Raw genomic sequence first — 19,155 nt, 5'->3', positions numbered from 1 at the left:
GGTGTTCCCCTGAAGCGGGCCCTGCACGAACGTTTGAAGCCACCCTGGGTGCGCCCAGCGATCATGCGGCGCGGAATGGTGCAGGGCAACTCTTCGCAGCACGGTCGCCAATGTGCGTGGTAGGACCGCGACGGCGCAACCAGCGGAGTCTGAGTTGACCATGCCTTCTACCACCAAGCGTGCTCTGATCACCGGGGCGGGGGCTGCTGATGGCATCGGCTTTGCCATTGCGCGGCAGCTCGGCCTTGCCGGTCATGCCGTTTTCTTGAACGGTGCCAGCGCGCGTGTACTCGATCGCGCCGCCGAGCTTTGCGCCGAAGGCATCAATGCCAAGGCCGCGGTCACCGATCTTACCGTCGCAGCCGAAGTCGCGCGGCTGCGGGCCGATGTCGGTGCCATCGACATCCTGGTCAACAATGCCGGCATGGGCTCGCTGGCATCGCCCTCGGTCGATAAGGCGTTTCTCGCCATGAGCGAGGCCGACTGGGACCAAGCGATCGACGTCAGCCTGAAGACCGTATTCCTGGTTACCCGCGCGTTTTTGCCGGCGATGGTAGAGGCGGGCTATGGCCGCATCGTCAATGTGGCGTCGGTTACCGGGCCGCTGGTGTCTTTCGAAGGCACAGCAGCCTATTCCGCCGCCAAGGCCGGCATGGTCGGCCTGACGCGCACGCTGGCGCTCGAAGTGGCAAAAAGCGGCATCACGGCCAATGCCGTGGCCCCCGGCTGGATCGAAACGGGCTCGTCGAGCGCAATGGAGCTGCAAGCTGCGCTGCACACGCCACCGGCGCGGGCCGGGCGACCGGACGAGGTTGCTGCAGCGGTGGTGTTCCTGGCATCGGAAGGTGCGAGCTACGTCAACGGCGCCCTGCTGGTGGTCGATGGCGGCAACAGCCTTCAGGAGCGCAAGGGCTGAAATCCGAAACGACCGGCAGCCGAAGTCCGGCCGCCGGGAATATCTGGAGAACATCGTCAACCACTCCGTCTGAGGCGGAAGGACGATTCGTTGAGGGACGACGGGATAACATCCGGCCGCCCCGGAATTGGTTTGCGCAGGACCCTGTCCGACGACAAGGTTTTGCCTCGTGCCGCCCCTCAATCACCTCGCTCTTGCCTTCAAACAGCCGTCACGGAAGTCGTATAAGATGGCTTCTGTGGCGGGTGAAAAGGAAGGAGGCGAACCGATATGCAGCACGAACGCGAAATCGACGCCCTGCTCTCATCCGGCGAGACCGGATCGATCATCGATCGGCTGATGGCGTTGCCGAGACCGACCGACGATGTGAAAAACGAATGGGACCGCGCTGTCAGCAGCCGGTTCGAAGTGCGTCTGGCGAGACAGATGCGCTCACAGATCGACAATGGCGGCGATCGCCGGAACGCCGCGTAGTTCACTGGAACTACCCTCGGCGCAGCCTAACGGGTGCTTCGCCGAAAGCTCTTGAAAACGCTCTGGAAAATGCCGCGGCGGACGAAAATCCGGTCCGCCCGGCAATGTCGGCCATGGCCACCCTTGTGTCGACCACCAGCCGGCGCGCCGCCCCCAGCCGCAGCCTGAGATAATAGGCGCCGGGCGTCTCGCCGATCGACTTGCGAAAAATGCTTTCCAGCGTTCGCGCCGTCACCCCGGCGCGCTTGGCCACAGCGGCGATGGTCAGCGGCTGGTCGACATGCGATTCCATCAGCCGGATGGCTTGCGCCAGCCGTGGGTCATAGCCGTCGAGACGGCCGAGCGAGACCAGCGGCTGTGCGTCGGTGGCCGCGCGGGCCTGATCGTAGATAAAGACGCTGGCGACATCGAGCGCCACCGCCATGCCGAGCCGGGTGCGAATGAGATGCAGCATCAGGTCGAAGGTCGGTGACGCCCCGCCCGAGGTGAAGACCGGTCCGTCGATGACATAGCGGTCGGGGCGGACATCGACGCCGGGAAAGGCCGACGAGAAATCTTCCATGTCCTCCCAGTGGGTGGTGGCACTTCGCCCTTCCAGCAGGCCGGCGCGGGCCACCAGCCAGGTACCGGCCTCGACGCCGCCGCAGGCGCGGGCCGCGCGGGCCGCGCGGCGCAGGCCGGAAAGCAGCGCTGACGTGGCATAGTTCTGGGTGCCAAAGCCGGCGACGACGACAAGCACGTCGGTCACCTCCGCCGCATCGAAGCGGCCGCTGACCGCCACTGGCAGGCCGCAGGTGGTGACCGGCGCCTCGCCGGTGACCGAGACCAATTTGAAGTCGAACAGCGTCTCGCCGGAAATGCGGTTGGCGGCGCGCAGCGGATCGACAGCGGAGGCCACGCACATGATCGACGAGCCGGAAAACACCAGCAGCGTTACCTTGAGCGGCGAGCGCTCGGCGCGAAAGATCGTTTGCTTTTCGCTTTTGATCATGGCGCCTTCGTAAAACGCAAAACAGTTTCCTGCAAGTCGGTCATTGTTAGGGTCTGATCGAACTTGGGAGAGAGACCGATGCCGCTCGCGATGAACCGTGAGGTTTTCATTACCTGTGCCGTGACCGGGTCCGGCGGCTCGCAGGACCGCTCGCCGCACGTGCCACGTTCGCCCAAGCAGATCGCCGATTCGGCGATCGATGCGGCCAAGGCCGGAGCGGCGATCGTCCATTGCCATGTCCGCGACCCCGAGACCGGCAAGCCCAGGCGCGACGTGCATCTCTATCGCGAAGTGACCGAGCGCATCCGTGACGCGAATGTCGACGTGGTGCTCAACCTGACCGCCGGCATGGGCGGCGACATGGTGTTCGGCTCGCCCGAAGCGCCGCTGCCGCTGAACGAAAAAGGCACCGACATGGGCGGCGCCACCAACCGCATGGAACATGTGCGCCAGTGCCTGCCGGAGATCTGCACGCTCGACTGCGGCACCATGAATTTCGCCGAGGCCGACTATGTCATGACCAACACGCCCGGCATGCTGCGCGCCATGGGCGGCATGATGACGGCGCTTGGCGTCAAGCCGGAGATCGAGGCCTTCGACACCGGCCATCTGTGGTTCGCCAAGCAATTGGTCGAGGAACAGGTGCTGAAGCCGGACGCGCTGGTGCAGCTCTGCATGGGCGTGCCGTGGGGCGCGCCGGACGACCTCAACACCTTCATGGCCATGGTCAACAATGTGCCGTCGACCTGGAACTGGTCGGCCTTCGCCATCGGCCGCAACCAGATGGCCTACGCCGCCGCAGCGGTGCTGGCCGGCGGCAATGTCCGCGTCGGGCTGGAAGACAATCTGTGGCTCGACAAGGGCGTGTTGGCCACCAACGCGCAGCTGGTCGAGCGCGCCGCCAGCATCGTCACCAATCTCGGCGCCAGGATTTTGGGCCCCGAGGAAGTGCGCAAGAAGCTGAACCTGACCAAGCGGGCGCCGATCGCAGCTGCTGCATAGGCGGGGTTTGAGATGACCACCGTCAAATTCACCGCGATGAAGGATGGCGACAGGGACGACTACGAGTTCCTGACCGCGCATGAGATCGACTATGCGGCGAAAACCGGCGAGCGGCTGCTCGACGCTTTGGTGCAGCTCGACGAGGGCCTTTCCGGCTACAAGATCACCCGGCTTGGCCACTCGCTGCAGGCGGCAACGCGGGCCTGGCGCGATGGCGCCGATATCGACTGGATCGCCTGCGCCCTGCTCCACGACATCGGCGACATCTACGCGCCCTACAATCACGACGAATACGCGGCTTCGATCCTGAAACCCTTCGTGCGCGAGCAATGCACCTGGGTGGTGGAAAAGCATGGCGACTTCCAGCGCCTCTATTACGCCCACCATCTCGGCGGCAACCGCCACGCCCGCGACCGCTTCGCCGGCCACGCCTATTTCGACGATTGCGACCAATTCTGCGAACGCTGGGACCAGTCGAGCTTCGACCCGGATTACGAGACGCTGCCGATCGACTTCTTCCGGCCCTTCGTGCTCGAAGTCTTTGCCCGCAAGGCTTACGACGCGTCGGTGATCCGCGCCGGCGAGCGCGTGCCCCTCATCGACCCCCAAACAGCCAAGACAAGAACCGGAGCTTCCGCATGAGCATCATCAACAAGGCGGCCGCCGTTGGCGGCGGTGTCATCGGCGCCGGCTGGGTGGCGCGGCTGCTGCTCAACGGCATCGACGTGTCGATCTTCGATCCCGATCCGGAGGCCTCGCGCAAGGTCTCGGAGGTGATGAAGGGCGCACGCCGCGCCTATAAGCAGATGGTGCCCGGCGGCCTGCCCAAGGAGGGCAAGCTTACCTTCGCCAAGACCATCGCCGAGGCGGTGGCCGATGCCGATTTCATCCAGGAAAGCGTGCCGGAACGGCTCGACCTCAAGCACCGCGTGCTGGCCGAGATCGACAACCACGCGCCGGCCAACGCCATCGTCGGTTCCTCGACCTCCGGCATCAAGCCGACCGACATGCAGGTGGCGATGAAGAAGCATCCCGAGCGGCTGGTCGTCGGCCATCCGTTCAACCCGGTCTATCTCCTGCCGCTGGTCGAGATCGTCGGCGGCGAGCAGACTTTCCCAGAGGCGATCGAGGTCGCCAAGGAGATGTATGCCTCGATCGGCATGAAGCCGGTCGTCATCCGCAAGGAGATCGAGGCCTTCGTCGGCGACCGCCTGCTCGAAGCGGCTTGGCGCGAGGCGCTGTGGCTGATCAAGGACGGCATCTGCACGGTCGAGGAACTCGATGACATCATGCGCTATGGCTTCGGCCTGCGCTGGGCGCAGATGGGCATGTTCCAGGTCTACCGCGTCGCCGGCGGCGAAGCCGGCATGCGCCACTTCATGGCGCAGTTCGGACCGTGCCTGAAATGGCCGTGGACCAAGCTGATGGACGTGCCGGAATTCAACGACGAGCTGGTCGATCTGATCGCCACGCAGTCGGACGACCAGGCGCATGGCCTGTCGATCCGCGAGCTGGAAAAGATCCGCGACGACAATCTGGTCGCCATCATGGATGCGCTGTCGAAGCAGAACAAAGGCAAGGGCTGGGGTGCCGGCGCCTTGCACAAGGATTATACCAAGCAGCTCGCCAAGCTGGCGGCGAAGAAGCCGACCGCCTCCAAGGCGGCCGAAAAGGCCAAGGCTTCGAAGCCGGTGAAGAAGGCCGAAAAGCCGAAGAAAAAGAAGAAGGGATGACCCCATGGATTTCGGTCTGTCGGAAGAACAGAAGCTCATCGTCGAGACGACGCGGGCGTTTGTCGAAAACGAACTCTATCCGCATGAGCGCGAGGTCGAACGCACCGGCGTGCTGCGCCGCGAGCTGATCGAGGAGATCAAGGTCAAGGCGATCGAGGCCGGGCTCTACGCCGCCAACATGCCGGCCGATGTCGGCGGCGCCGGCCTGGATACAGTGACTTGGCTGCTTTACGAAAAGGAGCTTGGCCGCGCCAACTACGCGCTGCACTGGACCTGCGTGGCGCGTCCTTCCAACATCCTGCTCGCCGGTACGCCGGAGCAGCGCGAAAAGTATCTGTTCCCCTGCATTCGCGGCGAGAAATGGGACTGCCTGGCGATGACCGAGCCGGGCGCCGGCTCGGATTTGCGCGGCATGAAGGCGACCGCTGTGCAGGATGGCGACGACTGGGTGCTGAACGGCACCAAGCACTTTATCTCGCATGCCGATCTCGCCGACTTCGCCATTTGCTTCATGGCTTCGGGCGAGGAAGAAACTGCGCGCGGCAAGCGCAAGAAGATCACCGCCTTCTTCGTCGACAAGGGCACCAAGGGTTTCACGGTGCGCGACGGCTATCGCAATGTCTCGCATCGCGGCTACACCAACGCCATCCTCGAATTCGACGATTGCCGGCTGCCGGCCTCCCAGGTTCTGGGCGAAGTCCACAAGGGTTTCGAAGTCGCCAATTCCTGGCTGGGCGCCACCCGCCTACAGGTCGGCGCCACTTGTCTCGGCCGCGCCGAGCGGGCGCTCGGCCATGCCATCGAATACTCCGCGCAGCGCCAGCAATTCGGCCAACAGATCGGCAAATTCCAGGGCGTGTCGTTCAAGCTTGCCGACATGGCGACGGAATTGAAGGCGGCGGACCTGATGGTGTTCGAAGCCGGCTGGAAGTACGATCAGGGCACCGTCACCGATCAGGACATGGCGATGGCCAAGCTGAAGGCTACCGAAATGCTTGCCTTTGTTGCCGACGAAGCGATCCAGATTCATGGCGGCATGGGGCTGATGGACGATCTGCCGCTGGAGCGCATCTGGCGCGACGCCCGCGTCGAGCGCATCTGGGAAGGTACTTCGGAGATTCAGCGACATATTATTTCGCGGGCGCTGCTGCGTCCGTTCGGAGCTTAGAGCATGATGGACGCCAAAACCGGTACCGGTTTGGCAGAGATCATGCTCAAACGAAAAGATGGCCATGCATAAACTCGAACGTCTCCTGCGCCCGAAGTCGATTGCCGTGTTTGGCGGGGCGCAGGCCGCCGCCGTCGTCGCACAGTCGATCAAGATGGGCTTTGCCGGCGAGATCTGGCCGGTGCATCCGACCAAGGATGAGGTCTCCGGCCGCAAGGCCTACCGTTCCGTCGCCGATCTTCCCGGCGCACCGGACGCTGCCTTTGTCGGCGTCAACCGGCATCTGACCATCGAGGTGATCAAGGCGCTGGCCGAACGCGGCGCCGGTGGCGCCGTCTGTTTTGCCGCCGGCTTTCTCGAAACCGAGGCCTATGACGCCGACGGCGAGCGGCTGCAGGACGAACTGGTGGCTGCCGCCGGCGAAATGCCGATCATCGGGCCGAACTGCTACGGGCTGATCAACTATGCCGACGGCGCGCTTTTGTGGCCCGACCAGCATGGCGGTATCCGGTTGCCCGAGAGCGGCAAAGGCGTCGCTATCATCACGCAATCGTCCAACATCGCCATCAACATGACGATGCAGAAGCGCGGCCTGCCGATTGCCTTTCTGATGACCGCCGGCAACCAGGCGCAGACCGGCCTGTCGGAAATGGCGCTCGGGCTGATTGAGGATGACCGCGTCACCTCGCTCGGACTGCACATCGAAGCCTTCGATTCGGTAGCCGGCTTTGAAAGGCTGGCGGCGCGAGCACGTGAGTTGAAAAAACCGATCATCGCCATGAAGGTCGGCCGCTCCGAGCAGGCCAGACAAGCGACCGTCTCGCACACCGCTTCGCTGGCCGGTTCCGATGCGGCGTCCGGCGCCTTCCTGAGGCGGCTCGGCATTGCGCGCGTCGATTCCATCCCCGCCTTCATCGAGGCGCTGAAGCTGCTGCACATCACCGGGCCGCTGCCCGGCTACCGGCTGTCATCGATGAGCTGTTCGGGCGGCGAGGCTTCGGTGATGGCCGACAGTGCCGAAGGTCGCTGGGTCAATTTCCCCGTACTGACGGACCAGCATCGGCGGCATGTAAAATCGACGCTCGGGCCGCTGGTGGCTGTCGCCAACCCGTTGGACTACCACACCTTCATCTGGAACAACGAGCCGGCGATGACCGCCACCTTCACCGCCATGGTGTCGGGCGGCTTCGACCTCAACATGCTGGTGCTCGACTTCCCACGCCCCGACCGCTGTTCGGACACCGACTGGTGGGCGACATTGCGCGCCTTCGAATCGGCTCTGAAGACCAATTCGGCGCAAGGCGCGATCGTCTCCTCGTTGCCGGAGAACCTGCCGGAGGAATACACCGCCGGGCTGATGGCGCGCGGCATGGTGCCGTTGTTCGGCATTTCCGAGGCCATGGACGCCGCGGGCGCGGCGGCCTTCATCGGCTGGGCCTGGGCCGAGCCGCAGGCGCAGTCGATCGATACATCGGCTGCCGGCGCTTCCGAAGGCGGCCATGTGACGCCTGACGAGGCCGAAGCAAAGGAGCGGCTGATCAAGGCCGGTTTGCCGGTGCCGAAGGGCGAACGCGCCGCCAATGCGGTCGAGGCCGTCATCTCATCGATGGCGCTCGGTTTCCCGGTGGCGCTGAAGGCGCTCGGCGTGACCCACAAGTCGGAAGTGGGCGCTGTCAGGCTGAGCCTCAAGGACGCCGAATCCGTCAGCACTGCGGCGCACGATCTGCTGCCGCTCGGCACCGGGCTCTATGTCGAGCGCATGGTGCGCGATGGCGTCGCCGAACTGATCGTCGGCTTCACCCGCGACCCGATGTTCGGCGCCGTGATGACGCTGGGCACCGGGGGCGTGCTGGTCGAGCTGTTGCGCGACAGCGTCACCCTGATGCTGCCGGCGACGCGCGACGATATCGAGGCGGCGTTGCGCCGCTTGAAACTGTTCCCGCTGCTCGAGGGCTATCGTGGCCGGCCGAAAGCCGATGTCCAGGCGGCCATCGAAGCCATTTCGGGCATTGCCGCCTTCGTGCAGAAGAATGCCGGCGAGATCGAGGAACTCGACATCAACCCGCTGATCGTCTGCACCGAGGGCAAAGGCGCCTGGATCGCCGACGCGCTGCTGGTGCTGGGAGACAAGAAGAATGTCTGACGTCATTTCGACCCGCCGCGAGGGCACCATCCTCGAGGTCACGCTCGACCGGCCGAAGGCCAACGCCATCGACCTGAAGACCTCGCGGCTGATGGGCGAGACGTTCAAGGCATTCCGCGACGATCCGGGGCTTCGCGTCGCCATCGTCAGGACCGCCGGCGACAAGTTCTTCTGCGCCGGCTGGGACCTGAAGGCGGCGGCCGGCGGCGATGCCGTCGATGGCGACTATGGCGTCGGCGGGTTTGCCGGCCTGCAGGAGCTGCGTGATCTCAACAAGCCGGTCATCGCCTGCGTCAACGGCATGGCGGTTGGCGGCGGTTTCGAACTGGCGCTGTCCTGCGACCTCATCTACGCCTCCGACCATTCCTCCTTCGCGCTGCCCGAAATCCGGGCTGGCACGCTGGCCGATGCGGCGACAATCAAATTGCCGAAGCGCATTCCCTATCATGTCGCCATGGACCTTCTGCTCACCGGCCGCTGGATGGATGTCGCCGAGGCGCATCGCTGGGGCCTGGTCAACGAGGTGCTGCCCAAGGACAAGCTCGAGGACCGCGTCTGGGAGATCGCTCGGCTGCTAGCAAGCGGCCCGCCGCTGGTCTTCGCGGCGATCAAGGAAACGGCGCGGGTGGCCGAGGCGCTGACCTTCCAGGACGCGATGAACAAGGTGACGCGCCGCCAGTTGCCGACGGTCGATGCCCTCTACGGCTCCGAGGACGGTATGGAAGGTTTTCGTGCGTTTGCGGAAAAGCGCGAGCCGGTGTGGAAGGGGAAGTAGCCTCTTTACCCTCCCCTCGATGGGGAGGGTCGGACCGAAGGTCCGGGGTGGGGTGACGCGCCGCCACCCCCACCCGCCGCTTTGCGGCGACCTCCCCCATCAAGGGGGAGGTAAAGGAGTTTCATGACCGACTACAAAACCCTCATCGATGCCGAGACCTGGGCCTTCATCGAGCGGACCAATTCCTATTATCCGCCCGACGCGATCGACTACACGATCGCCGAGCAACGCAGCGTTTACGACCGCATGTGCCGCGAGTTCTTTGCCGGCTATCCCGAGGGCGTGACGGCGGAAACGACCGTCATTGCCAACCTCGACATCCCGATACGCATCTACCGCAGCGCGACGCCGAGCAAGGCGGCCATGGTGCTCTATGTCCATGGCGGCAGCCACATCCTCGGCGGGCTCGACAGCCATGACGATGTCTGCGCCGAGCTGTGCGCCCGCACCGGCCACGAAGTCGTCTCCGTCGACTACCGGCTGGCGCCTGAGCACCGGCATCCGGCCGCCTTTGACGATGTCATGGGAGCCTTCGAATGGGCGGCCACGACCTACAAGTGCCCGGTCCTGCTATGCGGCGATAGCGCCGGCGGCAATCTCTGCGCCGCCGTCAGCCACGCGACGCGCGGACACACGAAGAAACCCGTCGGCCAGATGCTGCTCTATCCCAACCTTGGCGGTGATCGTTCGCGCGGCTCTTACGTCGCGCATGCCGAAGCGCCTTTGCTCACTATGCGCGACCTCGACTTCTACAGGAACATCCGCACCGGAGGCGTGGACCAGACTGGCGACATCACGCTGTCGCCGCTCGCCGACGCCGATTTTGCCTATCTGCCACCCACGGTGCTGATCACCGCCCAGTGCGATCCGCTGTCGTCGGACGGCGAGGCCTATCGCGACCGCGTCCTTGCCGCCGGCGGGCGGGCGTACTGGTTCGAGGAGCCAGGCCTGGTGCATGGCTATCTCAGGGCCAGGCACACGGTCGGCCGGGCGCGCGCCAGCTTTACCCGGATCGTCGACGCAGTATCGGCGCTCGGCAAGGGCGCATGGGTCTGGTGACAGCCTGCCTTTTCAGCCGCGGACGAACCTTGTCAGCGCCGCTCCCATGCGATCGTTGAATTCCTGGCGGAAACGGTTCTGCTTCAGCCAGTCGGGGTTGGAGCCGACGGTCTTGTTGGCGTCGACGACGATGCCCTTGCCGTCGATGATGAAGTAGTCGATGGCGCCAAAATCAAGCCCGAGCCGCTGCCTCAGCGCCGCCACTTCCGGTGGAACCGGGCCACCCTCTTCGTTGCTGAGGATTTTCGACCCGGCGCATAGCACGTCATTGTAGGCCTGCCGCATATTGACCTCGGCATCCAGCAGGAACATGTAGCGGTGCTTGACGATCGGCAGGTCGAGGTTTTCGAGGGCGAACTTCTCGACCATCAGCCGATCGTCTGACCAGACCTCCGCGGGAACCTGCCCCATGGTCTCGTAGACGCGATAGGGTGGGCACAGGCGCTGCTTGTAGCCGGGCTCGAAGGTCTTGCGGACGAAATGCGCCGCCCGTGTCCAGCCATTGCGGTACTGCTGCCAGCGCAGTTCGGGCCGGCCCTTGCTGTTGAGCACGGTCTTGACGACGACCGGACCGGCATGGCTGTCGCCGGCCTTCAGCCGCAGCGTCGAATAGAGGTGCCGATGGATGGACAGCGCACGGCCGTTGATGGTGCGGTCGTAGAGTTCAGGGATCTCGTGGTAGAGTGGCGGCACCACGGTCAGGTCGATGTGCAGCAGGGCCGCCGGCGCCCTATCTGCACGCGCCGGGCGATCGAGCACGCGCACCGTCATGCCAGCCTGTTCCAGATAGGGCAGCAGCGATTGGACGGAATACTCCTCGCCTGAGCGAAAATTGCCCAGGCTCTCCACGTAAACATCGAGATCCGCGCGCATGGACGGCACGCTAGTCCTGGACGTCGACACTCGAGAAGTCGTGATGATCGAAAGGGTCCATCACGTAGCCCTTGACGCGTTCGCGCATCGGTACCGACACCACCGAATGGGCGATCACCACCCAAGGTGTCTGTTCCCTGAAAATCTGCTGCGCCTTGGCATAGAGCTTTGTCCGGGCATCGGGATCGACGATCCCGGCTGCCTGCTTGAGCACTTCGTCGAAGGCGGGAAAACACCAATTGGCGCGATTGGTGGCGCCGACACCGGCGCAACCCAGCGGCACCGAGAGGAAATTATCGGGATCGCCATTGTCGCCGGTGAAGCCGAACAGCATGGCGCCGTCGCGGTCGAGTGCCTTTGAGCGGGCGAGATACTCTACCCACTCATAGGTGACGATCTCCACGGTGACGCCGATCTTTGCCAGATCCGACTGGATCATTTCGGCCATGCGCTGGGCATTCGGGTTGTATGGACGCTGCACCGGCATCGCCCAGACCTTCATATGCATATCCTTGACGCCGGCGGCGGCGAGCGCCTGCCGGGCAGCAGCCGGATCGAAAACAGCGTCGGGAGTCGTTCCGTCATAGGCCCAGGAGGTTGGCGGAAGCGGATTGCGGGCGACCTTGCCGGTGCCGCGGAACACCGCATCGACAAGCGCCTTCTTGTCGATGGCCATGTCGATCGCCTTCCTGATGCGGGGATCGTCGAAGGGCTTCTGCAAGGTGTTGAAGGCGAGATAGCCGGTGTTCAGGCCTTCCTGCTGCATCACCTTGATGCCGGGCGTCGCCTTGATCGCCTCGAGATCGGCCGGATTGGGATAAGGCATGACATCGCACTCGCCGGCGCGCAGCTTCTCCATGCGGACGTTGGCGTCGGTGGAGATAGCGAAGACCAGATCGTCGATCTTCGGCCGACCGCGCCAGTAGTCGGGATTGGCCTTGTAGCGGATGACCGCATCCTGCTGGTAGTCGACAAGCTGGAACGGACCGGTTCCGACCGGCTTCACCGCCAGATCGAGCGGCCGTTTTTCGGCGAGCAGCCTGTCGGCATATTCCTTGGAAACGATCGAGGCAAAATCCATCGCCAGGCTGGCAAGCATCGGCGAATGCGGCGCCTTGAGCGTCATGACGACGGTGTAGTCGTCGAGCTTGCGCCAGCCGGCGACAAGGCGCGGCATGCCCATGCCGTCAAAGTAGGTGTAAGGGCGGTTGGCATAATTGTGGAACGGATTCTGCGCATTTTCCTGACGGTCCAGGGTGAACAGCACGTCGTCGGCGTTGAAGTCGCGGCTCGGCGCAAAACCCTCGATGGTGTGAAACTTCACGCCATGGCGCAGATGGAACGTGTAGGTGAGACCGTCGTCGGAAACCTCCCATTTTTCCGCCAGGCCGGGGCGCACTTTGGTGGTGCCCAGCTCGAACTCGACAATGCGATTGTAGAGCGTGGTGGCGGAGGCGTCGCGGGTGCCGGAAGCGAGCGCCGGGTCGAACGTATCCGGACTGGCCTCGGTGCAATAGACCAGGGTCTTGGCCATGGATTGATGGACGGGCAACGCACATGGAAAAACCGCGGCCAGCAACAGTACGAAGTGCCTGCGTGTCATGATACCCCCCAGGGTTGGGATGACGCTAGCAGAAGCCGGCACTGACGGTAAGTAAGCCGGTCGGTGTTTTGCGCCAGGCTGCCTGACGGCAAAGAATTAGTCGCCGCTTCTGTGAAATGGCAAACAGACCCAGCCGCCGTTTTGCAATGAACCTTTCCGCTCCAGCCTGCGACTGACGCTCAGGTGCCGCATGGTGCGGCCCGGAAAGGAACGTCCGCCATGACCAGAAACCCAGAGACTCCACGGTCTCCGGGAACAACAGGAGCTCAGCGCGATCACCGCCTTCGGGAACGGGTGGACGCGCTGGGCTTCTCGCTGATTCCGTTGACCCTGCGTAAGAGCCGGCGTATCGTGAATTTGAGGAAAGCAGACAATTCGATCGGGGACGAACGAGCCGGAACGCCGCGCCTTGCGCTAGTTCGCGCGGCAAAGCTGGACGTTTCTCCCGTAGGCTACGGGGGTAGTTTCATGTCTGGCAACCACGGCTCGTTCGTGTCCAACACTGCTGGCCGTTGGCGCCGCGTAATCCAAATATCGAGTGGTCTTGTGGCACTGGCGCTGGCCGCCAGTCTTTGGCTCGGCAGCTCCGCCCAGGCACAGGATCAGCAAACCCAGATCATCTATCCCGGCTCGATGGCGGTGACCGGATTTTCCGGCACCATCATTCCCGGTTTCGAGGAAGGCCTGCCGCCGGGCGTCGATCCGGTCGACGAAACCTTCATCGACACGACGCGCGCAACCTTGCGCATTTTCGACGTTTCAGCGCTGGGTGGGCCGGCCTCCGGCCAACTCGTCTACACACCGCCGCCTTTCGAGGTGACAGCCGAGCAGATCGGCCAGGTCTTCGGCATCACCTATGATGACGGCGTGCGCGACGGCGTCCCCTCCGGCATTCCGAACCTCTATGCCGGCGCCACTTCGCTGCACGGCGTCCGCATCGTCACCCCTGACGAAGACGCGGACGGCCGCCCCGAGCGGCGGCGCCGCGGCACGGCGGGCGCCACCTTCATGGACGGCCAGTTCGGCACTGAAAACGGTGGCGGACCGGGCACGATCTGGAAGATCGACGGCATATCAGGCGCCGTTTCGAAATTCGCCGACATCGACACCAACAGCGGTCCCGGCATTGGCGACGTCAGCTTCGACAGCATCCATCGCCAGTTCTTTGCCTCGGATCTCGACACCGGCCTCATCCACCGCATCGACGCCAACGGCACGCTGATCGACACGTTCGATCACGGCGTCGCCGGACGCCCGGCGCACGGGCTCGCCCCGCTCGCCGACGATGGCGCGGTGATGGACATCCAAGGCGCCGCTTTCGATTCGGAAGACCCCGACACATGGGGCTATACGCAGGACGAACGCCGTGTCTGGTCCGTCGCCTATCATGGCGGCCGACTCTACTATTCGGTCGGCGAAAAGGCGGAGATCTGGTCGGTGGGCATTGCCCGCGACGGCAGCTTTGCCGGCGACCCGCGCTGGGAACTGACGGTCAGTGCCGACAAGGACTACGCGGTCACCGATATCGCCTTCGACAATAACGGCTTCATGTACCTGGCCCAGCGCGGCCCGGTGGAAAACCGGCACGATTACAGCCAGTTCGCCGATTCCGGCAAAGGCGAGGTGATCCGCTACTGGCTCGAAAATCCGGACGATCCGGCGACGGAATCGGTCTGGGTGGAAGTGCCGCAGGAATATGCGGTCGGCTTCCCGCAAGGCAACCGGCAGTCGGCCGGCGGCCTCGACCTGCAATATGGCTATGATGCCGACGGCAACCTCGACACCGGTGTGTGCACGCAGACGCTGGTCAACACCGGCGACAAATTGCGCGACAACCCGGCACTTGCCGAACAGCTCGCCGCCGGCGGGCCGCTGGCCGTGCATGGCGTGCAGATCACGCCGAAGGAACTGGTCAAGCCGGCTAACGTGCCGCCCTTCGGCTCGTGGTTCGTCGACTTCGACGGCTATTTCGAAGACCCCGAAGTCGAAGGTCATGTCGGCGACGTCGAGGTCTGGCACCCCTGCGAGGGCCGTGCCGGCTACTATGAGGAAATACCGGGCGGCTATCTGCCACCTTTCTATCCGCCGGACTTCCCACCCCCCGGCGACCTGCCTCCTTGCCTCGATATCGAGGACGTCCAGTATTACTGCACGCCGTCGGGCCTCGAGGCCGATCTCTATCTCCATGACCATGCCGGCTTTGGCGGCGATTCGATCAAGGCTCAGTCGAGGACACCGGGCGTCGGGGTGACATCATCCCAGTCGCATGTTCCCGGCGCGCCCTACACGGTCAACATCACCGGCCATTACCCTGGCGACACCGTCGATGTCGGGCTTTGCTTCTACAGGCAGTCCGACAAGGACAAGGGTGGTTATTACCCTTGCTGCAAGATGACCGTGCCGCTCAGAACGCCAGCCATCAGCTGTGAACGTTGAGGAGGGGAAGATGAACATTTCAACCCTCTCCCCGCTCGCAAACAGCAATCAGTCAACCGTCATGGAGACGATCATGAAACCCCTGTCATACGCCAGGCGCGGCGCGCGCTGGCTGATGGCGGCCGGTATCGCGGTCGCCATGTACACTCCCGTGCTCGCCCAAGCGGAAGACGCCGCTCCGATAACCCCGGAGCTGCGGCTCGACCTCGACAATCCGCGCGTCATCAATCCGCGGCCCGAACGGGTCGTGCCGTTCTTCACCAAGAAGGGCGTGCAGAGAAGCTGCGACTATGTCGTCTATTCCCTGAGCTTCGGCCTGCGCGGCAATGCGCAGAGCTTTGCCGATCCAGGCTTGGCCGATCTCCTGAAGAAGCTCAAGATCGAGTTCAAGGACCAGCTTCCGCACGGCCTCTCGATCGTCGGCGCGCACGTGTCGGGCGACGGCACGGACGCTTCCGGCGGCCCGCTGCCCGGCGTTTCGATCACCACCTCGGCTGATCCGAACGATACGGCAACGGTGTCCGACTTCCGGCTTTCCGCCACCGATCTCGACGGTGCGGGCGCTCCTAATGAACGCGTCATCAACTTCCAGATCACCGCCAAGATCGACCGTGCGGCGTTTCCCTCGCCGACGGTCGTCGACAATCAGGGCCTGATCAAGGTGACGAACGGAGCCGGCACCGGGACCATCATCCCGTCGCAGGATCCGAACAAACCCGACGATGGTGACTATAAGACCGGGGTGAAGACCTCGATCCGGATCGACCTCACCAACTGCGACAAGCGGCCGCCACCGCCCGACCAGGAATGCTTCAAGGTGGAACGCGGCACGGTCGATTGCGTGCCCGGCGGCGGCGCCTTCATCTACCATATGCCGGTCGGCCCGGAGATGGGCGGCAAGTGGGTGCAGGTGTCGACGACGACACCCGGCATCACCATCATCCCCGACACGCAGTTGGTGCCGGCGGGCGGCGGTGTGCTCAACTGGAAGATCGTCGGCGCATCGCCCGGCGACGTCATCCACCTCATCGTCACCGGCATCGAAACCTATGCCGGGCCGAAGGAGGGCTGGGGCCTGTGCTGCACGCAGACCATCGACATCGTCATCCCGCGTGACCTCAGATGCCCGCCCAAGGACCCGGATCTCAAGGTCGAAAAGCGTGCCGAGGTGCAGCGTTGCACGATGGCCGGCGGCTGCAAGTTCACCATCAGGGTCACCAATGTCGGCACAGGCCCCTATCACGGCAAGATCGTGCTCGACGAAGTGACGCTGCCCGCCGGCTCCACCCTCGATTCAGGGCCGAACCCGCCCTGGGTCTGCGTGCCCGGAACCACGCCGATGACGTGCACCTATCCGGTGACCACGCTCAATCCGGGGGCCTTTGTCGACCTCAAGCTCGGCTTCAAGCCGACCGCAGGCTGGCAAGGCAAGGTGTTGCGCAACTGCGCCACCTACAATTATCCGGCCAGCGGCAAACCGCTGTTCGGCAGCCAGCAAAACGACAGGGGCTGCGCCTCGATCCCGATCTGCCGGCGTGGCGATCGTGACCGCGACTGCCAGCCGCCAGTCGAAAAGAAAGTCGACCTGATCCTGAAGAAGCGTGCTCGCATCCCGGTCTGCACGGCCGACGGCATCTGCTACTTCGTGATCGACATCTTCAACAACGGCAGCGTCCCCTATATCGGGCCGCTGACGGTCATCGACAACTACCCGGGCGGCGCGCCGGCATCTTCGACCTTCGGCCCGTCACCACCCTGGACATGCGGACCGACAGGCCCCGGCCAGTTCCGCTGCGACAATGCCGGCATCGTGCTTATGCCGGGCGCCTCGACGGCGATCGTCGTCAAGGCAGTGATGCCGGCCGGCTACCAGTCGGACACGGTCGAGAACTGCGCTGCGCTGAAGCCCATCCCCGGTGAGGTCGACCTCACCAACAACAAGGCCTGCGCCAAGGAACGCTTCCGTCATCCCAATGGCGGCAAGCCGACCCTGCGCATCACCAAGGTGTGCAACGGCTCGCTGGCCGGTGCGGCGGTCGTCTCTTGCCGCATCACTGTCATCAGCCTTGGCACCGCTGCCCCCACCGGTCCGGTGCGGGTCAACGATGCCGCAAAGCTGGTGGCTGGCGGAGCGCCGGTCCAGATCCAGACCGTCACCCCTGACGGCGCGGAATGGGCGTGCGGACCGGTTCCGGCCAATGCGCTGTCATGCCAGATTCCCGGCGCCGTGATGACGCCCGGAACCAGCCGTCACTTCGACGTGACGGTGTCGGCCAACGGCGAGTTCGAGAACTGCGCACGCGGCTCCTATGGCCCGGCTCCCGGAGACGACATCGTCTATCCGATCGGCCAGGCCTGCGCCAAGGGCGGTGGTGTCTCGACGATCCGTGTCGAAAAGACCGGTGACAGCGAATGCAAGCCCGGTCAGCCCTGCTCGTTCGAGATCACCATCACGAACGACGGGACGAGCCCCTTCTCCGGTCCGGTTCGCATCGGCGATGCGATCGGCGTGGAAGGCCTCGGCCGGCTGGAAGGCGTTGAGATCACCTCGATCGACCCGCCCTTCGGCTGCTCGCCGGAGCCGACAAGCTTGCCGTTGTCCTGCATTGCCAACCTGACGCTCGGCGCCGGGGAAAGCCACGTCCACACGATGACGGTGGTCATTCCCGACGACGGCCGCCTGGCCAATCTGCAAGGCAGCGTCAACGGCCGGAACTGCGTGGGCGTGCTGTCTCCCGACACCAAGGTGCAAGGCGGAGGCGACGTGCTGCCCCGTGATGCAACCAACGTGCAGGGCGACCGCGGCAAGGCCTATGCCTGCCACCCCTTCAGCATCAAGAACGAGGTGAAGAAGGAGTGCTCGGCGGGCTTCGTGATGAACGATGCCGGCAGGTGCGTCTGTCCGGAAGGCACCACCTTCCGCAACGGCCAGTGCTCGCCCGACGGCGGTGTCATCGTCGAGCCGAAGCCAAAGCCCTGCGTGCTGCTCAAGGGCCAGATCCGCACCGAGGACGGACGCTGTGTCTGTCCGCGCGGAACCCAGCTCGAGAACGGCGCCTGCGTCAGGACCGACAAACCCGAGCAGTGCACCATTCGCGGTCAGATTCACGACGCCAATGGCGATTGCGTCTGCCCACGGGGTACTGAAGTGAGGGACGGCGCCTGCCGCAAGAAGAGGCCAGACGTTGAGCAGTGCACCATCCGTGGCCAGATCCACGATGCCAACGGCGATTGCGTCTGCCCGAGAGGTACTGAAGTGAGGGACGGCGCCTGCCGCAAGAAGAGGCCAGACGTTGAGCAGTGCACCATCCGTGGCCAGATCCACGACGCCAACGGCAATTGTGTCTGCCCGCGGGGTACGGAAGTGAGCGACGGCGCCTGCCGCAAGAAGAGGCCCGACGTGGAGCAGTGCACCATCCGTGGCCAGGTCCACGACGCCAACGGCAATTGTGTTTGCCCGAGGGGTACGGAAGTGAGCGACGGCGCCTGCCGGCGCAAGCGGCCTGACGTGGAACAATGCCAGATACGCGGCCAGGTCCACAACAAGCGCGGTGAGTGTGTCTGTCCGCGTGGCACCCAGGTGATCAACGGCGCTTGCCGCAAGCCACAGGCGGACTGCGCGCCGGGTTCGCATATGGTCAACGGACAGTGCGAGCCGATCATCACAATTCGACCCTGCCCGGACGGGACCCATGGGCGGTTTCCGAACTGCAGGCCGAACCGCAGGCAGCCGACGCTCGATCCGACCCAGTTGCTGAACCCCAACGTCCTGCAGCAGCTGCTGCCAAGGCGCCAGCCGCAGGTGCAACTGCAGCAGGACCCGACAAGCAATAACATCCAGGGCCTCAAGCCGTAATCTTGTCTACTGAGGAACAGACCCCCGCCGGAGCAATCCGGCGGGGTTTTCTTTTGGCTCGGCTATTTCTTCTGTAGCCAGATGAACCTTAATGCTGCAAGCGGTGACCAATTCCTGAAGGAACAC

Annotated in this window: 14 protein-coding genes; 11 read left to right on the top strand and 3 right to left on the bottom strand. The window is 64.2% G+C overall.

What is annotated here, in order from left to right; all coding sequences use genetic code 11:
• Nucleotides 1-160 precede the first annotated feature (160 nt).
• Both AC1DX6_RS03030 and AC1DX6_RS03025 read left to right on the top strand, forming a co-directional pair.
• On the top strand, nt 161-916 hold the full coding sequence (locus AC1DX6_RS03030) for an SDR family NAD(P)-dependent oxidoreductase (RefSeq protein WP_477311887.1): 756 nt from the start codon (nt 161-163) through the stop codon (nt 914-916).
• Between the two features lie 270 nt (nt 917-1,186).
• Nucleotides 1,187-1,390 (top strand): hypothetical protein, encoded by a 204-nt coding sequence (locus tag AC1DX6_RS03025; protein ID WP_477311074.1) that lies wholly within the window; start codon nt 1,187-1,189, stop codon nt 1,388-1,390.
• A gap of 10 nt (nt 1,391-1,400) precedes the next feature.
• On the opposite strand, the gene AC1DX6_RS03020 is transcribed toward AC1DX6_RS03025, so the two are convergent.
• Complete coding sequence (locus AC1DX6_RS03020) at nt 1,401-2,381, bottom strand: GlxA family transcriptional regulator (protein ID WP_477311072.1); 981 nt, start codon at nt 2,379-2,381, stop codon at nt 1,401-1,403.
• A gap of 78 nt (nt 2,382-2,459) precedes the next feature.
• On the opposite strand from AC1DX6_RS03020, the gene bcoG reads away from it, so the two are divergent.
• The 7 genes from bcoG (at nt 2,460) to AC1DX6_RS02985 (ending at nt 10,261) form a co-directional block, all read left to right on the top strand.
• Nucleotides 2,460-3,383 (top strand): 3-dehydrocarnitine:acetyl-CoA trimethylamine transferase BcoG, encoded by a 924-nt coding sequence (gene bcoG, locus AC1DX6_RS03015; RefSeq protein WP_477311070.1) that lies wholly within the window; start codon nt 2,460-2,462, stop codon nt 3,381-3,383.
• Nucleotides 3,384-3,395: 12 nt separating this feature from the next.
• Entirely contained in the window at nt 3,396-4,025 is a 630-nt protein-coding gene (locus AC1DX6_RS03010) for an HD domain-containing protein (RefSeq protein ID WP_477311068.1), read from the top strand.
• Complete coding sequence (locus tag AC1DX6_RS03005) at nt 4,022-5,116, top strand: carnitine 3-dehydrogenase (protein ID WP_477311066.1); 1,095 nt, start codon at nt 4,022-4,024, stop codon at nt 5,114-5,116. Before AC1DX6_RS03010 ends, AC1DX6_RS03005 begins: the two co-directional genes overlap by 4 nt.
• 4 nt (nt 5,117-5,120) lie before the next feature.
• Complete coding sequence (locus tag AC1DX6_RS03000; protein WP_477311064.1) at nt 5,121-6,284, top strand: acyl-CoA dehydrogenase family protein; 1,164 nt, start codon at nt 5,121-5,123, stop codon at nt 6,282-6,284.
• Between the two features lie 64 nt (nt 6,285-6,348).
• Complete coding sequence (locus tag AC1DX6_RS02995; RefSeq protein WP_477311062.1) at nt 6,349-8,427, top strand: acetate--CoA ligase family protein; 2,079 nt, start codon at nt 6,349-6,351, stop codon at nt 8,425-8,427.
• Nucleotides 8,420-9,202, top strand: coding sequence for a carnitinyl-CoA dehydratase (locus tag AC1DX6_RS02990; RefSeq protein ID WP_477311060.1), 783 nt, complete (start codon nt 8,420-8,422; stop codon nt 9,200-9,202). The genes AC1DX6_RS02995 and AC1DX6_RS02990 overlap by 8 nt, the downstream gene beginning before the upstream one ends.
• Before the next feature lie 123 nt (nt 9,203-9,325).
• The gene (locus AC1DX6_RS02985) at nt 9,326-10,261 is read left to right on the top strand and encodes an alpha/beta hydrolase (protein ID WP_477311058.1); all 936 of its coding nucleotides are present in this window, start codon (nt 9,326-9,328) and stop codon (nt 10,259-10,261) included.
• A 12-nt stretch (nt 10,262-10,273) separates the two neighbouring features.
• Here the strand turns inward: AC1DX6_RS02985 and AC1DX6_RS02980 are convergent, their stop codons facing one another.
• Together AC1DX6_RS02980 and AC1DX6_RS02975 are read right to left on the bottom strand one after the other, a co-directional pair.
• Nucleotides 10,274-11,134 carry a hypothetical protein gene (locus tag AC1DX6_RS02980; protein WP_477311057.1) on the bottom strand — a complete coding sequence of 287 codons (861 nt, stop codon included), beginning with the start codon at nt 11,132-11,134 and terminating at the stop codon, nt 10,274-10,276.
• A 10-nt stretch (nt 11,135-11,144) separates the two neighbouring features.
• The gene (locus tag AC1DX6_RS02975; protein WP_477311055.1) at nt 11,145-12,737 is read right to left on the bottom strand and encodes an ABC transporter substrate-binding protein; all 1,593 of its coding nucleotides are present in this window, start codon (nt 12,735-12,737) and stop codon (nt 11,145-11,147) included.
• 468 nt (nt 12,738-13,205) lie between these two features.
• Between AC1DX6_RS02975 and AC1DX6_RS02970 the strand changes: the two genes are divergently transcribed.
• Both AC1DX6_RS02970 and AC1DX6_RS02965 read left to right on the top strand, forming a co-directional pair.
• Nucleotides 13,206-15,173, top strand: coding sequence for a hypothetical protein (locus AC1DX6_RS02970; RefSeq protein WP_477311053.1), 1,968 nt, complete (start codon nt 13,206-13,208; stop codon nt 15,171-15,173).
• Nucleotides 15,174-15,183: 10 nt separating this feature from the next.
• Complete coding sequence (locus AC1DX6_RS02965) at nt 15,184-19,029, top strand: DUF7929 domain-containing protein (RefSeq protein WP_477311051.1); 3,846 nt, start codon at nt 15,184-15,186, stop codon at nt 19,027-19,029.
• The last annotated feature ends 126 nt before the right edge of the window (nt 19,030-19,155 follow it).

The organism is Mesorhizobium sp. P2_C4 (genome assembly GCF_056404575.1).
Note: the sequence above shows the minus strand (reverse complement) of the source record. Positions and strands in the feature narration are given on the sequence as shown.

Coding starts and splice junctions, on each gene's coding strand:
- AC1DX6_RS03030 (WP_477311887.1), top strand. CDS start 161: ATGCCTTCTACCACCAAGCGTGCTCTGATCACCGGGGCGGGGGCTGCT.
- AC1DX6_RS03025 (WP_477311074.1), top strand. CDS start 1,187: ATGCAGCACGAACGCGAAATCGACGCCCTGCTCTCATCCGGCGAGACC.
- AC1DX6_RS03020 (WP_477311072.1), bottom strand. CDS start 2,381: ATGATCAAAAGCGAAAAGCAAACGATCTTTCGCGCCGAGCGCTCGCCG.
- bcoG (WP_477311070.1), top strand. CDS start 2,460: ATGCCGCTCGCGATGAACCGTGAGGTTTTCATTACCTGTGCCGTGACC.
- AC1DX6_RS03010 (WP_477311068.1), top strand. CDS start 3,396: ATGACCACCGTCAAATTCACCGCGATGAAGGATGGCGACAGGGACGAC.
- AC1DX6_RS03005 (WP_477311066.1), top strand. CDS start 4,022: ATGAGCATCATCAACAAGGCGGCCGCCGTTGGCGGCGGTGTCATCGGC.
- AC1DX6_RS03000 (WP_477311064.1), top strand. CDS start 5,121: ATGGATTTCGGTCTGTCGGAAGAACAGAAGCTCATCGTCGAGACGACG.
- AC1DX6_RS02995 (WP_477311062.1), top strand. CDS start 6,349: ATGCATAAACTCGAACGTCTCCTGCGCCCGAAGTCGATTGCCGTGTTT.
- AC1DX6_RS02990 (WP_477311060.1), top strand. CDS start 8,420: ATGTCTGACGTCATTTCGACCCGCCGCGAGGGCACCATCCTCGAGGTC.
- AC1DX6_RS02985 (WP_477311058.1), top strand. CDS start 9,326: ATGACCGACTACAAAACCCTCATCGATGCCGAGACCTGGGCCTTCATC.
- AC1DX6_RS02980 (WP_477311057.1), bottom strand. CDS start 11,134: ATGCGCGCGGATCTCGATGTTTACGTGGAGAGCCTGGGCAATTTTCGC.
- AC1DX6_RS02975 (WP_477311055.1), bottom strand. CDS start 12,737: ATGACACGCAGGCACTTCGTACTGTTGCTGGCCGCGGTTTTTCCATGT.
- AC1DX6_RS02970 (WP_477311053.1), top strand. CDS start 13,206: ATGTCTGGCAACCACGGCTCGTTCGTGTCCAACACTGCTGGCCGTTGG.
- AC1DX6_RS02965 (WP_477311051.1), top strand. CDS start 15,184: ATGAACATTTCAACCCTCTCCCCGCTCGCAAACAGCAATCAGTCAACC.